Genomic DNA, 13,975 nt, shown 5'->3' with positions numbered 1-13,975 from the left:
GATGCCTGAGATGGATGACGTCATCGTTTTGGATCCGATAACAATCTACGCGGGGCGGGAACTGCCGAACGGCGATTGGCTGCATGTGGACCCCAGAACCGAAGGGGTTCTCATGGAGGTGTTCCCGGCGGATGAAACCATTGAAACGCCGCTGTCCCGGGAACTGCTCAGCTACGATGACTACGCCGCCTATCGGGAGGCGCACCCGGAACTGGATCTGCCGGAGTTCGAACCGCCGGACGAGGAAGAAGAGGAAGCGCCTATCGGCCGCCAGAACCGCTCGATTCAGAGCCACGGCGGCGGCAACACCATAGGGCGGGTGGTCGGCGAAACCGGCGCCACCCCGGGACCGGCCAGTGAGGCCAACCCTCCGGTGGAGCCGGAAACCGAGGAGGAAGAAGGGTTCTGGTCCCGGAACGGTGAAGGTATTCTGGATGGCACCCAGTTAGCCCTGGATGGCGTGGGCCTGATTCCCGTGGTCGGAGAGGTGGCTGACGGTATCAATGCCCTGGTCAGCCTGGCGCGCGGCGATTACGCCGGCGCCGCCCTGTCCGCCGCCGCCATGATTCCCTTCGCCGGCTGGGGCGCCACCGCCGCCAAGGGCGTGCGTAAGGGAGCCGACGCCCTGGAAGGTGCGGGCAAGGGGGCCAGAGAAGCGACGGAGCAGGGGGCGAAAAGGGCGGATGAGCCTTCGACGGGCGGCGGCGGTAAAGATGGGAAAGGCGATGGCGCTAAAACCAAGGGGCGGGGGAAATGTGTTCTCAGGCCTTACCGGCCCGACACATGTAAGGCGGAAGGTAAGATTGGACATCACGTCGTTCCTGATCGAGCGTTCAGACTTGGAACTCGTAAAGGCGCTGGAAGACGTCAGATTCCTGGTGGTTTATCCGAGCCAGAGGGCCTTGTGATTTGCCTGACTAGAAGCCAGCATACCCGAGTGCACCGGCTATACGATCAAAAGTATGAGCCTGGAATCGGCGCACTGGGTTCCCCTCCGGGAACGGCCAGCCTGCTTGCTTTAGAGATGGCGGGGGCTAAAGCTGCGGCTTCGGTCACCGGTTGCAAGACATCCAGCCTCGCGGCTCAGTTACGCGCTTACCATCAGGCGAAGGGAATGGGGCCGGATTTCAAGGTCAGGGCTAATAAGAGCGGCAAACTGACGCGTGAGCTGTCGTTTGGCGACTTGGGTAGTGAAGGCCCCGGGGAATTCTAGAGAAGGCAATACTATGTCAAACACGAAAGGCTCACCGATTACATTCGTAAATGGCTGCGCAATAAATCGGGATATGTATTACATCGCTTCTTCCCCGGACGTTTGGGCCGAGTCGGAAGATACTCCTTATTCCGTGATGTTTATTTACCAGGATCAGACGGAAGAGAAATGGTTCTATCATGAGCTGCCGGACTGGGAGGTGGTCTCAACGTGTTTCCCGGAACCGATGGCCAATGAAACGCGAAAAGCCTATGCGCTCAACATAGACGGCGAGGTCGAATGCTACAGCCGGGATGGCACCATTGTTGAGGTGATCGACGATGCGGGCGATAAGGAAAGCGGCCCGAATTACGGTCCGGTGAACAGAATTCGCAAGCTGGGAAAACACCTGTACGTTTGCGGCCATGGTGGCCAGGTCTACAGGAGGGTGGATACAGGTTGGGAGCATTGTGATGCTGGTTTGCTGCAGGCTCCGGTCTCCGCTCAGCCGTCTTCGGGAATCACGGAAGAAGAGCGGCAACGCATGATCCAGAGCATGATCGATGCGATGGATAATGAGATTGCGCTTTACGACGTCAACGGTCCGGATGAGGATGACCTGTATGTCGTCGGCAGCGATGGCTTTATAGCTCACTACAATGGCAGGGAGTGGAGCAGGCTGGATCGCGTTACCGGCTCTCATCTGAATTGTATTCATGTCGCATCGCCTTCGGAACTATGGATCGCAGGGAGTGCGGGGACGATCTTGCGAGGCAACGCGCGGGAAGGCTTTAAAGTCATTGCTCGCAAGACCTCGGAGTGGGACTTTTTGTCCATAACGTCCTATGACGGTGTCGTTTATCTTTCCGCTGACGATGGTATTTATTCCATGCGGAACCTGAACCCGGAGCGTCTGGATATCAGTGACCAACTGAATCTGCGAGACGTCTCTGATATTGAAGCCAAGGATGGGGTTCTTTGGGCTCTTTCGCCGAAAAAGCTGCTTCGCTTCGACGGCAACGAATGGGAGTGCTTTGAACATCCGAATAATCGATAGAAAGACCTGACTCTCAAATGTTCTCCTGTAGGAGCCAGTCGGGGCGGCCCTCCGCCTGCTGGCGAATTTTTTAAGACGCCAGGGCGGTTCGCCTGCAAGGCAGGCTCCTACAGGAGGGGTAGAGAGGCAAGTGCCGGGTATGTATGCCGATCGATCAGGCCTGCACGACTTGTTCAAGCAGTAACAATCCCGGTATCCAGCCGGTGAATACGGCGCACAACAGAGTGAGCCATGCCACCGGCTTTTGAATGTTCCGCGACAGCCCCAACAGCAAAAAGAAACTGAACCACAGCACGGTCCAGGCTACCCAGTTGAAGGTATTCCATAGACCGAAATCGCCGCCGATGTCCGCCAGTGATTGGATCGCGATGGTGCCGGCGGTGAGGCTGACGAACAGACAGAACCAGCCCAGCCCCTTACCGTCCACATTGAGAAACTGATTGGCGGCGACCCACAGGTAGGTGAAGGCGAACAACAGGGTGAAGGCGCCGGCCTTGATCGACAGTGGGCCCGAGGGCTCGGCGAGAATCAGGAACAGGGCGATGCACAGGCTCAGTGCACCGACGAACAGATTGATGACGGCGACCTCGCGGCCGCTGATCTTGTTCATCAGCCAGAGGCTGTTGAGAAACAGCACGGCGCCGACGTACAGCAGGGTGAGTCCGAGTATCATGATGTGTGCTCCTTGTTGTTATTGGCATGATTCGGGGGCGGCTCTTTACCGTCCCGGTTTCTGTTGCAAAATCTCCCTGGCGATTTCGAGGATGGATTTCCGCTTCTTCATGGCTTCCCGGGAGAGAAAGGTATGGGCTTCCTCTTCCTCCCAGCCGTGTTGCTTCATCAACCGCACCTTGGCGCGGTTGATGTCCGCCTGATTGCCCATCCGCTCCTGGAGCTGGGCGTTCTTTTGTTTCAACTTTGCTGTTTCCTCACTGTTCCGGCGGGCGGACACCAGCACCGGCAGCACCTTATGGCTGTCCAGGGGTTGGGTAATGACACCATGGCAGCCCAGTTCCAGGATCTGTGAGAGAACGGCGGGGCTTTCGTATTCCACCAGCGCCACCACCGTGGTGCGCGGATCGCTGGTGGTGACCAGGCTGCCGATCTCCTCATGGTGGCGGCTTTGAAAGATGCCGGTGAAGATGACGTCCACCGTCACCTCGCATTTTTCCGGTGGCGGCCAGAACTGACGCACGGAACAACCGATGCGGATCAATTGCAGTACCAGAGCGTCGCTGATGTCGCCAGGCGGATTGATCACCAGGACCTGCAGGTCCCGAAGCGTATTGAGAATGGCCGCGGCGCTGGTCGGGGTGGTCATCGGCGCACCTCCCGGCCCATGCTGGCGGACCAGTCGTCCAGGTTGTGCACCACCACGTAAGGGTCTGGCCGGATCGGTTGCGGGGATTGCCATTTGACCTGGAATACGCCTCGGGCGTCGATTTCAGCGATCCGGGAGGTCAAATGGGTGTGATTGTTCTGCCGCTCGATACGGATCGGCCCCTGCGGGGCGTCCAGCTCCAGCTCATAGAGATGACGTTGAACGTCTGCCACGCGCCAACTGCCGGCGGCCCGCATTGCCCGCGCCAGCATCAGGGTCTGGCAATAGGCCGCCTCCGTCCAGGCGGTGATGGTGACATCCTCGGGGAAAAACGCATGGCAGGCATCGACGAAGGCGCGGCTGGCGGCGGTATCGATGCTGGAAAAATAGGGGGCCACCACCACATGGCCCTCGGCGGCGTCGTTGCCCATCTCCATCACTTCCGCCTCGCTGGTGGTGAGGCTGGCGATGGGTGGACGCGCGGAGGTGCTGTAGTGACGGGCAAAGGCGCGGTACAGTTCCGCCGTGCCGGTGCCCACCACGGTGGAAAACACCACATCGGCCTGCGCTTTGATGATCCGTTCCACCGCATGCATGACTTCATCGTCGGAGGGATAGAGCGGAATGTAGATTTCCTCCACCACGCTGCCGCCATGCTGCCGATAGAGATGGCGCATGACGTGATTGCTCTCGCGGGGATAGATGTAATCCGAACCGATGAAGACCACGCGCTCACCGTAGTGATTGATCAGGTAAGCGGCCAGGGGCGCGCTGTTCTGGTTTGGCGCGGGACCGCCATAGAAAATGTTCGGGGAATATTCGAAGCCTTCATACGGCGTGGGGTAGCAGAGCAGGGCATCGGCCCGTTCGATCACCGGCATCACCGCCTTGCGGGTGTGAGACATGTAACACCCCACCAGCAACTTGACGCCCTGATTGCGAATGAAGTCTTCCGCGCATAACCGGTAGCGATCCGGATCACCGCCAGGATCATGGCTGACCGATTCGATCGGGTAGCCGTTCACGCCGCCTTCGCGATTGGCCTGATCGATGGCGAGCAGGGCACCGTAGCGTTGCGAGCGCTCGATGTCGGCGGTAACGCCGGTGGCGGAGAACAACAGACCGATGGTGGGGCGGTCCCGGAGGTGGGGCATGATACGTCTCCTGTTATTGTTATGGGCCCGTCATTACAGTGGCAGGAAGACCACGCGCTGGTTTTCCAACCGGGCCCAGTACGCCGTCGGGGTATCACCATTGTCGCAGGGGTGATGATGGCGCAGAAGATACTCCGCCAACGGCACCTCCAGATGCCGGCGAACGCCACGGCGCAGGGAGCGGGCGCCAAACTGGCGATCGAACCCCTGCCGGGCCAGGAATGACACCACCTTCGGATCCACATCGAGATGGCAATGATGTTTGATCAGGCGCTGATTCAGGCGTTGGATTTCAAGCGCCACCAGTTGTTCGACGATGTCCGCTTCGATCCAGTTGAACGTGATGGTGGTGTCGATGCGGTTGACGAACTCCGGTGAGAACGCCTTGAGCAGTTTGCCGCGTACCAGTTTGTCGATGTGGTGATGGCGGCGGTCGCGCCGTCCTGGCAGCAGGGAGCGGGGAAAGCGCGCGCGTCGTTCGTCGTAATGTTGAATATCCCGGGCGCCGAGATTGCTGGTCATGAAGATCAGGGTATTGCGGAAGCTGTAGGTGCGCTCACCGGACGCCACGGTCAGCATGCCGTTGTCGAATACGTTCAGCAGCGCCTGAATCACTTCGTCACTGGCTTTCTCCAGTTCATCGAACAGCACGATGCCGGGGCGGCCCTGGGTGCCCTCCAGTTTGTCCTGGTCGAGCAGGGTGGTGCCCTCCTTGGCGCCTACATAGCCCGGTGGCGCGCCGGTCAGTGCGGCCGCGTAATGCTCCTGGGACAGGGTATTCATGTCCACCCGGCAGAACGCGTCGGCGTCACCATGCAGGGCCCGCGCCAGGGCGCGCACGATCTCGGTTTTGCCGACTCCGGTGGGGCCCAGAAACAGAGCGGTGAACAAGGGCCGGCGTGGGTCGGTGATATCGGCGCGCACCACCTTGAGAATGTCTTCCACCGCCTGCAGGGCCGGATCCTGGCCGAGAATTTCGCCGCGCAGGGTGGCCATGATGGTGCTCACATCGAAACGATAGCGGCTTTGCAGGGCGGATTGATGACGCAAATGGGCTTGCACCACATTGTGCGGCGCCGCGTTTTCATGATTCAGAGCCCGGTGTTGATCCCGTTGTCTCTGATTTTGTTCGATCATATCGTTGAGAAAGGGCATGGCGGGTCCCTGTTGTCCGGAAAAAGCTGTCCGAAAAAAGGCTGTCCGGGAAAGCAATCGCGGAGGCGGCGTGCCGGTCGGCACGCCGCCGCGGATCAGGCCTCTTTCTCCAGGCCCTCATAGGGCACGTTACCCACCGGGCATTGCGCGACACCGGCGCTGGAGCGGGTGATCTTCTCCACGTTTTCGCGCGCTTTTTCCGCGTCGTTGACCCAGGTCTTGTAGAACTCGAAGGGACATTCCGCCAGCCCCTTGTCACCGTCGCCGGAGGCATGCATGCCGCTATAGCCCCGGTGCAGGATCTTGAACAGATGATTCTGGGATTGATCGTTGGCGCGGGCATCGCGGATTTGCGACAGCGACAGCTGGGCGAACTGAATGCCCATTTCTTCCTCGCCGCATTCGCCCAGCGTGCGGCCATCGAAACCGATGAGCGCGGAATGCCCGAAGTAGGAATAGACGCCGTCGAAACCGGCGGCGTTGGCCACCGCCACATAGCAGTTATTGGCCCAGGCCATGGCCTTGGACATCAGTACCTGCTGTTCCTTGGCCGGGTACATGTAGCCCTGGCAGCGAATGATCAGTTCAGCGCCTTTCATGGCGCAATCGCGCCAGATTTCCGGATAGTTGCCATCGTCGCAAATGATCAGGCTGATCTTCATGCCTTTGGGGCCGTCGCTGACGTAGGTCTGGCCGCCGGGGTACCAGCCCTCGATCGGACACCAGGGAATGACCTTGCGGTACTTCTGGACGATTTCGCCTTTGTTGTCGATCAGGATCAGCGTGTTGTAGGGGGACTTGCGCGGATGTTCCTCGTGGCGTTCGCCGGTGACCGAGAAGACCCCCCAGGTGTTGGCTTTGCGGCAGGCGCGCGAGAAAATTTCCGTTTCCTCGCCCGGCACGGTGGCGGCGGTCTCCATCATTTCGTCGGGGTCGTACATGATCCCCTGCAGGCTGTATTCCGGAAAGATCACCAGGTCCATGCCTGGCAGACCTTGCTTCATGCCCACGATCATGTCGGCGATTTTCTGGGCGTTTTCCAGAACCTCGGCCTTGCTGTGCAGACGTGGCATTTTGTAGTTGACCACCGCCACGCCGACGGTGTCGTTGCTGCTGGAGATATCTCCATGACGCATAACTCATACCTCTTGTTGTCGTTTTCATTAGGGCAAATGGAGTGGCCGTCACGGATGACGGCCCAAAAAAAAGGCTCTTCCGGGACAAGTCCCGGAAGAGCCCATTTGCTCTGTTGGCATTGTGCAATCTGGTTGGCGTAGCCGCATCGCCGTTGATGGGCGCCACCTGTTTGTCACGTTATAGGCGCTCTTTGCCGCCCCTGTCAAGCACACCAAACCGATGTGGGAGCCAGTCGGGGCGGCCCTCTGCCAGCTGGCGGATCATTCCATCATCCACGGCAAATCATTCGCCAGCAGGGCTGGCTCCTACAGCTGTGGCGTAGCGACACTGCTACTCAGATCGAGAGTGGCCCGGGTTCCGCCGTTCGGTATCGAATCGAAATTCAGTGTCCAACCGAAATGTTCGCAAATGCGTTGGCTCAGGAAGAGTCCGAGTCCTTGGCCTGCCCCCGCCTTGGGCGAGGCCTGCAAGCGGCGTGTGTAGTTCCGGGCGACCTGTTCCGGATCAAATCCCACTCCGGTATCGGTGATATGAAGCAGCGCCCCTTCGGTGGTGGAGAGATTGACGTGAATACAGCCTTGATGCGTGTTTTCCGCCGCGTTGCGAAGCAGGTTACTCACCGCGATACGGATCATGGCGTCCGGTGCGTTCAGGGTGATGGGGGGCAGCGGCGCAAGCTGGAAGCGCACCGGTTTGTCCGACAGCAAGTGTTGATGATCGGCGATAAGTTTGGGGATGAGTTGACGCAGGTCGCAGTCGTCCAGTTCGTCGTTTCCCGAATGCTGTTCCCGTGAAAGAAACAGCAGGGCAGCCATGATCTCATGCAGGTTGTCCACGGTTTCGCGGATGCGATGAAGCGGACGGCGGGCGGTGGATGGTAACGATGGCAGGGTGTCGAGCACGTCGGCGGCGCTGGCGATGACGGCGATGGGGGTACGGAATTCATGACTGGCCTGGTCGATCAATTGCCGCTCCCGTTCAATGAAACTGTCGACCCGATCGAGGTAGCCGTTGGCCGCCACTGCGATGTGATGAATCTCGATTTCCTTGTAGTCGACCGGCAGGCGGGCGCCGGCCTGCCGCGGGTCCAGAGAGGCCATGCGTCGGGCGATGTCCTTGACCGGCGCGGAGAGACGCCGGGCCAGTGAACGCATCAGCAGGATCGCCAGCAGCAGGCTGAGCGCGGCGATCAGAGCTCCAAGCAGCGCGCCCCTGTTTTGTTGTGTTTCCAGCTCGGTGATATCCAGCGCCAGGACGACACGGCCAGGGCCATTGGGGTGCACCAGTGCCACGTAGGCACGTCCCCGCCATTCGATGTGGCGGCTCTGGAATCCCAAGGGCAAGGTGCGAAAGGGAGCGGGCGCGGGGGCTTCCGTTCCCTGCGTGGGGATGTGCCAGCCGTGCAGGGGGCCTACTTGTGGCAGCTCCCGGGTTTTCAGGGGTTTGTCGGCATCCAGGTCCGCCAGGGTGGATTCCAGAATGATGCGCCAGTACTGACTTTCCAGCAGGGACTGGGACAGGTAGCTATGGAAGGCGATGACGGCGGTCAAAAGGATGATCACCAGCAGGAAGCTGCTGTTGATCCGCCGGCGAAGACTGGTATGCCGGCAGCTATTCATGGTCTAGCTGGCACAACCGGTAGCCCACCCGTGGCGCGGTGTGAATCAGTTTTCTGCTGAACGGGCGATCCACCACCTTGCGCAGGTGGTACATGTGCGAGCGCAGAATATCCTGATCCGGTGGGCCGTCGCCCCAGAGAGTGGACTCCAGTTTTTCCCGGGGCACGACCTTGGGGGATGCCCGCATCAAAACTTCCAGTAGTCGCCGACCGGCTGGCGGCAGAGAGAGCATGCGACCGCCGCGCTTGATTTCCAGTGTGTGAGGATCAAACCGCAAGTCACCCACGCAGAGGTCGGCGGAGCCGGCATCCCAGCCCCGGCTGACCAACGCCCGCAGGCGGATTTCCAGTTCCGCCAGGGCGAAGGGTTTGATCAGATAGTCGTCGGCGCCGGCCTCGAAGCCGGCGATTTTGTCCGGCAGCTGGTCCTTGGCGGTGAGCATCAGCACCGGCGTGGCGAGGCCGGCTTCGGCGCGCAGGCGCTTCAGGAAATCGAGCCCGCTCAGGCGTGGCAACATCCAATCCAGGACGATGACATCGTAGTGGTTATGGGTGGCCAGATGCAGTCCGGACAGGCCGTCCGGTGCCGCATCCGGATAGTGGCCATGGGCTTCCAGGTAATCGAACAGATTGCCCGCCAGGGCGCTGTTATCCTCGATGATCAAAACCTGCAGGTGGTTACAGCCCGCCAACCGGATCATGGTGTCCCTCCTGTGAAGCCTTAGAAGCGGTAGCCGATGTACAGAGCCGCCCGTGGCTGAGTAGCGGAACCGTGGTCCTCCACCAGAGGGCTGTCGGCGGCGTCGCCGAGCAAACGAGCCACACCCACCTGTGCGCGCACCAGCCAATGCCGGCCCGGGGAATAGTTCAGGCCCAGGTCCAGCCCGGCGCTTTGCATACCGGCCTCGGCTTCATAGGCGGGCAGACCGGTTCGAAGCGCCTGATCCGGCGTGATGCCGAAATAGGTGTCGGTGAAATCGGCGTCGGCCCAGGTGGCGTTGGCCTCCAGTTCCAGTTGTAGACGCGGGTTGAGGGTGAAAGTTCGGCCTGCCTCCAAATCAATTTGCAGGCCGTCGTGGCTATCGGAGAGATCCTGATAGACGGCCAGTTGTGCTTTCCAGGGGCCCCGACCGACATTCAGGGCAAGCCCCCCGTCGATACCGGCATCAATTTCCTCCAAACCCTCCAGGATCGAATTGTCGTCGCTGTCGCGGGCGGAATGATAACGGGCCACCGCATCCAGCCCCCACATGCGATTGCCCCATAATCGCACGCCGGCGGTGGTACCACGCAGATAGAAGCGCTCTCCGTACTCGGCGAAGATCAACGGTACCGCGCGTGTCTCGAGGTCGTCGGAGCCCGGGTAATCGGGACGGTAAAGAGCGCCCGCGCCGAGGATAAGACTCCAGTTCGATTTACTGTCGTGCTCTTCGTCGGAAGGCGTGGGGGAAGCGAATACGGTGGGTGGGAGGGCCAATAACAGAATCAGACGGATTGCTCGCGCGTCCCGCCAGCCAGGGCGGGGGGCAAGTGTAGACGATGGGAACATGTTCTCCTCCGATCGGCCGGTGTGGCCAGGAGACTCACCCTAGCGTCGCGGGTGTGGAGAAAATGTCGTCGGCTCGCGGGGAAAGCGCCGGGCGGCGATTTTTCGTACCGGCGCGAATGCGGTAGCATACGCGCCACTTTTATCAAGGAGGATAAGGCCTTGGAGTTATTGGGACTGCTCAAACTGCTGTTCATTCTGGTGGTGCTGGGGCTTACCGTCAGCAGCCTGATCGGCTATTCATCCCGTCGCCGCCGGAGTGCGAAGGCGCTGTCCGAGGTGCGCGAGCAGGGCGGCGCGATTCGCCGATTGAGCGAAACGGAGCGGCGGGCCTTGCCGCCGGTTTACGATCCGGCCAAACCGAAGCGTCCGCTGGCGGTGGAAAGCGATGACGTGTTCCTGCTGGAAGGCGCCTATTCCCGGCACGGTCTCGAATCCAACGGAACCAGTACCTGGCACGACATTATTGGCGGTGTGGAGGTCTTTCTGCCTTACGACGCCGATCTGTTCCTGGCCGAGCATAACCGCGCCGAAGTGGTGTTCGCCGGCAAGATGGCGGTGGTGGTCGGGCTGAATCAGGAATTCGATCTGCCCGGTGCCCAGGAGCGGGACCAGCGTCGCAATACCGCTGATCAGCAATGGCAGGACGGTGCTCGCGGCGCTTTGCAGGATGTGTTCGTCGACAACGACGAAGACGACGGTGGCGATTCGGATCGGGGCAAGGAAAAGGACGAAGAGGAAGCGGCGCGTAAACGCCGGGTGGACATTTACGCCCAGCGGGACGAGACCGTGGCGGAGATCGAGGCCCGTCGTGGCCGTGGCGTGGGGCTCTTGCCGGGGTTGTTGCTGACTTTGGCGTTCATCGGCTTGGGGATCGCCACGGCCCGGACCAGTGTGTTGGCAATGTCCCTGTGGAGTGGTGCCGCCGTGCTGTTGACGGTCTGGGCGTTGTGGCTGTTCTGGCGCCGCTGGCGCCCCGGTCCGCCGCAGAAGGTGAATACGGTTACCGGCACCCTGAATCTGACGCCACTGTTGTTCGATGAAAGCAACAACCGTGTGACCGTGGCCGCCACTCTGGGCGACAAGCTGACCTTCAGCCTGCCGGAACATTGGCGTCCCCATGTGAGCTATGAGGACGGCCAGCGCCTGGAGATGGATCTGCGCGTGGACGATTACTCGGTGGTCAATTACAACCGCCAGCTGTCCCTGGACGAAGAAATCCGGCGTTTCCCCCCGGCCTATTGGGGGCGCCACTTCACCATGGCGCTGGTGGCGGGTGTGGCGCTGCTGGCGGCGCTGATGCTGTCACGGGCGCCCTGGGCCGATCTGATGCTGGCCTGGAACGCGATGTCCGGGGGCGGTTATGTGGAGGCGCGGGAAGCGTCGGATCTGTTGGCGGCGCCGCCGGGTCCCGGCACCATGGTGGACCTGTCCGGTTCGGGACGGTGCCAGGTGCGCGCATCGATGGGGGACTGGCTGTACCCCAGAGTGCACTGTGACTGGATCCGCTGGGGAGGCGATACCTCCGCACTGCCCCGGGTGGAGGTCGATGAACTCACCGATGCGCTGTTCGCCGACGAGGTGGTGAAAACGCGCCGGGATCCTTATGTGGAAATGATGGTGAAGCTGTACGGCCGGGATCCGGGTCAGGCGCCATTGGTGGTGAGCAATCCCCGGGATTTGATTGAACTGGTGGACAGCGCTTGCGGGTCGCGGCAACAGCTAGCCTGCGCTTCCCTTCGCGACACCATCGTTGAACACCTCCGTGTCGCCTTGCCGGAACGGCCCACTGATTGGCGGACGCTGCGTGAAGAGGTGGTCGGCTATGACGGTGAGAAACCTCTGCAGGCGGTAATCGGGCGCTCTCAGCTTGGTCTGGTGAAGCGTCGTTTGCGCGCGGTGGGGCGGGAACGGGCGGAACAGGCGGTACCGGATCTTGGCCGCCAGATCCATGAGAACGAAAAAGGCGGTGTGCTGGTGCACATGATCGGGGACCCGGGACTGACGCCGGCATCAATGACCGATATCCAGTTATGGCGGCGTTTCGCCGAACTGACCACGCCGGGCAGCGCGGCGCCATTCTCGGCAAAAGGGATGTTGGTTCATCGCGGCGAGGACGATTCGGGCGCGCCGATACTGGTGGTGGATGTCACCCGCCAACTGGACTGGCCCTGGCGTTCGCTGCTGCTCACATTCTGGATATTGCTGTGCGCCGTGCTGCTGCCGGTTCACGTCTGGCTGGCGGTACAACAGTACCGTGCCCGGCGGCGCCGTGAAGCGGATCTGGCCCGGCTTCATGGCTGGGCGCGGTCGTCCTGAGGCGGCGTGAGGCGCGGCGCCAGCCAGTCGATCACATAGCGTACCCGGCGTGACAGCAGTTGCGAGTGCGGGTAGGTCAACAGCACGGGGCTGGGATCCGGTTCGAAGGCTTCCAACACTCTCACCAAAGTGCCGTCCGTCAGGGCTTCCCGCACCTGATAGTGATAGAAGCGCCCGAAGCCGAGGCCGGCGATGCAGGCCTGCCGGGCGCTTTCGATCTGGTTGGTGACCAGAGTGGGATCAATCCGTACCGTCCTGTCGTGAAAGCCCCAAAGCGGCCCTTGCGGTGCGAACAGCACACAGGGCCGATGTTCCAGTTCTTGCGGCGTCAATGGTTCTCCCTTGCTCGCCAGATAGTCCGGACTGGCGCACACCACCGTCGACATGTGTCCAAGGGGACGGACGACCAGGGACGAATCCCGTGGGTGCCCGATTCGTATCGCCAGATCCAGGCCCGCTTCGACCAGGTTCACCACCTTGTCATCCAGCACCATATTGACGCGCATGGCGGGGTGGTCGCTGAGAAAGCGGTTCACCAGGGGCGCCACGTGATAGCGGCCAAAGGTTTCCGGAGCGGTGATTCCCACAGTGCCGGAAGGCCCTTTCTGACGTTCCTGCAACGCGCTTTCCGCCTCGCTCACCTCGGCCAGAATGCGCCGGCAGCGCGCCAGATAGTCCCGGCCTTCCTCGGTGAGGGACAGTTGGCGGGTGGTGCGATTGAGGAGACGGACGTTCAGGGAACGCTCCAGCGCCGCCAGGCTGCGCACCACCGAAGCCGGGGATTGTCCTTGGGCGTCCGCCGCCGCACTGAGACTACCGCCGTCGACGATACGCACGAAGGTGGCCATCGCTTTGAGTTTATCCATGCTTCGCTCTCCGGGCTGTTGGGCCGAGCTGACTTGTGCGCCGCGCGTAATAGTGTTCTGCGTTCGGGGCCATTTTTCACCTATCCAAACTAGGTCAGCATCGGTGGCCAATCAATAGGCCGAAAGTGGAGGTTTGGGACTATGCAGGTGAACGACCCGACGACGTCGCAAGACTGCCCGGTGACGGCGACCGGCTATGATCACGTCGGCATCCGGGTAACCGACCGGCGCCGGTCACTGCGCTTTTATGAACGCCTGGGATTCCGCCAAACCCACCATTTTCCCGGCGCCGAGGCCAACGAAATGGTCACCGAGGCCGGGGTGCGGATCAATCTGATTTTCAATGGCGCCCATCGGCCCGGTGGCCGCAATGTGTTGCTGGATGAACCGGTGAAACTGCCCGGTATGACGCACCCGGCGTTCCTGGTGGAGGATCTGGCCGCGCTGCAGGCCTGGCTGGAGCGGGAGGCCATCGTTATTACCGAAGGCCCCAAACGGATCGGTCCGCGCCGGGTGGCGCTGTTTATCCGTGATCCCGACGGCAATGTTCTTGAATTCAATCAACTGATTCCCGAACAGGACGGATTCTTGAACAGGACCGACTCTTGAG

General features: G+C 61.0%; 13 protein-coding genes. 4 read left to right on the top strand and 9 right to left on the bottom strand.

Translation table 11 applies throughout. The features are described 5' to 3' along the window. The first annotated feature begins 10 nt into the window (after window positions 1–10). The gene (locus B5T_RS23520) at window positions 11–1,213 is read left to right on the top strand and encodes a hypothetical protein (protein ID WP_014994910.1); all 1,203 of its coding nucleotides are present in this window, start codon (window positions 11–13) and stop codon (window positions 1,211–1,213) included. 73 nt (window positions 1,214–1,286) lie between these two features. Beyond that, window positions 1,287–2,249 (top strand): WD40/YVTN/BNR-like repeat-containing protein, encoded by a 963-nt coding sequence (locus B5T_RS12675; protein ID WP_041717010.1) that lies wholly within the window; start codon window positions 1,287–1,289, stop codon window positions 2,247–2,249. A gap of 154 nt (window positions 2,250–2,403) precedes the next feature. On the opposite strand, the gene B5T_RS12670 is transcribed toward B5T_RS12675, so the two are convergent. The 8 genes from B5T_RS12670 to B5T_RS12635 all read right to left on the bottom strand — a co-directional run bounded on the left by B5T_RS12670 (window position 2,404) and on the right by B5T_RS12635 (window position 10,183). After that, window positions 2,404–2,922 carry an AmiS/UreI family transporter gene (locus B5T_RS12670; protein ID WP_014994908.1) on the bottom strand — a complete coding sequence of 173 codons (519 nt, stop codon included), beginning with the start codon at window positions 2,920–2,922 and terminating at the stop codon, window positions 2,404–2,406. Window positions 2,923–2,967: 45 nt separating this feature from the next. Beyond that, complete coding sequence (locus tag B5T_RS12665) at window positions 2,968–3,570, bottom strand: ANTAR domain-containing response regulator (RefSeq protein ID WP_014994907.1); 603 nt, start codon at window positions 3,568–3,570, stop codon at window positions 2,968–2,970. Beyond that, window positions 3,567–4,724, bottom strand: coding sequence for an aliphatic amidase expression-regulating protein AmiC (gene amiC, locus B5T_RS12660; RefSeq protein ID WP_014994906.1), 1,158 nt, complete (start codon window positions 4,722–4,724; stop codon window positions 3,567–3,569). The genes B5T_RS12665 and amiC overlap by 4 nt, the downstream gene beginning before the upstream one ends. A 33-nt stretch (window positions 4,725–4,757) precedes the next feature. Further along, window positions 4,758–5,879 (bottom strand): AAA family ATPase, encoded by a 1,122-nt coding sequence (locus tag B5T_RS12655; protein ID WP_014994905.1) that lies wholly within the window; start codon window positions 5,877–5,879, stop codon window positions 4,758–4,760. A gap of 95 nt (window positions 5,880–5,974) precedes the next feature. Next, on the bottom strand, window positions 5,975–7,015 hold the full coding sequence (locus B5T_RS12650; RefSeq protein ID WP_014994904.1) for an aliphatic amidase: 1,041 nt from the start codon (window positions 7,013–7,015) through the stop codon (window positions 5,975–5,977). 306 nt (window positions 7,016–7,321) lie between these two features. Then, on the bottom strand, window positions 7,322–8,635 hold the full coding sequence (locus B5T_RS12645; protein WP_014994903.1) for a sensor histidine kinase: 1,314 nt from the start codon (window positions 8,633–8,635) through the stop codon (window positions 7,322–7,324). Then, a complete protein-coding gene (locus B5T_RS12640; protein WP_014994902.1) occupies window positions 8,628–9,335 on the bottom strand; it encodes a response regulator transcription factor in 708 nt (235 codons plus the stop codon). The genes B5T_RS12645 and B5T_RS12640 overlap by 8 nt, the downstream gene beginning before the upstream one ends. A gap of 20 nt (window positions 9,336–9,355) precedes the next feature. Next, entirely contained in the window at window positions 9,356–10,183 is an 828-nt protein-coding gene (locus B5T_RS12635) for a MipA/OmpV family protein (RefSeq protein WP_081586871.1), read from the bottom strand. A gap of 159 nt (window positions 10,184–10,342) precedes the next feature. On the opposite strand from B5T_RS12635, the gene B5T_RS12630 reads away from it, so the two are divergent. Then, window positions 10,343–12,499, top strand: coding sequence for an IgaA/UmoB family intracellular growth attenuator (locus B5T_RS12630; protein ID WP_014994900.1), 2,157 nt, complete (start codon window positions 10,343–10,345; stop codon window positions 12,497–12,499). On the opposite strand, the gene B5T_RS12625 is transcribed toward B5T_RS12630, so the two are convergent. Continuing rightward, the gene (locus tag B5T_RS12625; protein WP_014994899.1) at window positions 12,475–13,365 is read right to left on the bottom strand and encodes a LysR family transcriptional regulator; all 891 of its coding nucleotides are present in this window, start codon (window positions 13,363–13,365) and stop codon (window positions 12,475–12,477) included. The two genes, B5T_RS12630 and B5T_RS12625, sit on opposite strands and share 25 nt — an antisense overlap. Before the next feature lie 141 nt (window positions 13,366–13,506). On the opposite strand from B5T_RS12625, the gene B5T_RS12620 reads away from it, so the two are divergent. Further along, complete coding sequence (locus B5T_RS12620; protein ID WP_014994898.1) at window positions 13,507–13,974, top strand: VOC family protein; 468 nt, start codon at window positions 13,507–13,509, stop codon at window positions 13,972–13,974. Window position 13,975 lies beyond the last annotated feature (1 nt).

The organism is Alloalcanivorax dieselolei B5 (assembly GCF_000300005.1).
GTDB classification, from domain to species: Bacteria; Pseudomonadota; Gammaproteobacteria; order Pseudomonadales; family Alcanivoracaceae; genus Alloalcanivorax; species Alloalcanivorax dieselolei.
Note: the sequence above shows the minus strand (reverse complement) of the source record. Positions and strands in the feature narration are given on the sequence as shown.

What these genes read in the sequence shown, in the direction of transcription:
- B5T_RS23520 (WP_014994910.1), top strand. Translation starts at nt 11, where the DNA reads ATGGATGACGTCATCGTTTTGGATCCGATAACAATCTACGCGGGGCGG.
- B5T_RS12675 (WP_041717010.1), top strand. Translation starts at nt 1,287, where the DNA reads ATGTATTACATCGCTTCTTCCCCGGACGTTTGGGCCGAGTCGGAAGAT.
- B5T_RS12670 (WP_014994908.1), bottom strand. Translation starts at nt 2,922, where the DNA reads ATGATACTCGGACTCACCCTGCTGTACGTCGGCGCCGTGCTGTTTCTC.
- B5T_RS12665 (WP_014994907.1), bottom strand. Translation starts at nt 3,570, where the DNA reads ATGACCACCCCGACCAGCGCCGCGGCCATTCTCAATACGCTTCGGGAC.
- amiC (WP_014994906.1), bottom strand. Translation starts at nt 4,724, where the DNA reads ATGCCCCACCTCCGGGACCGCCCCACCATCGGTCTGTTGTTCTCCGCC.
- B5T_RS12655 (WP_014994905.1), bottom strand. Translation starts at nt 5,879, where the DNA reads ATGCCCTTTCTCAACGATATGATCGAACAAAATCAGAGACAACGGGAT.
- B5T_RS12650 (WP_014994904.1), bottom strand. Translation starts at nt 7,015, where the DNA reads ATGCGTCATGGAGATATCTCCAGCAGCAACGACACCGTCGGCGTGGCG.
- B5T_RS12645 (WP_014994903.1), bottom strand. Translation starts at nt 8,635, where the DNA reads ATGAATAGCTGCCGGCATACCAGTCTTCGCCGGCGGATCAACAGCAGC.
- B5T_RS12640 (WP_014994902.1), bottom strand. Translation starts at nt 9,335, where the DNA reads ATGATCCGGTTGGCGGGCTGTAACCACCTGCAGGTTTTGATCATCGAG.
- B5T_RS12635 (WP_081586871.1), bottom strand. Translation starts at nt 10,183, where the DNA reads ATGTTCCCATCGTCTACACTTGCCCCCCGCCCTGGCTGGCGGGACGCG.
- B5T_RS12625 (WP_014994899.1), bottom strand. Translation starts at nt 13,365, where the DNA reads ATGGATAAACTCAAAGCGATGGCCACCTTCGTGCGTATCGTCGACGGC.
- B5T_RS12620 (WP_014994898.1), top strand. Translation starts at nt 13,507, where the DNA reads ATGCAGGTGAACGACCCGACGACGTCGCAAGACTGCCCGGTGACGGCG.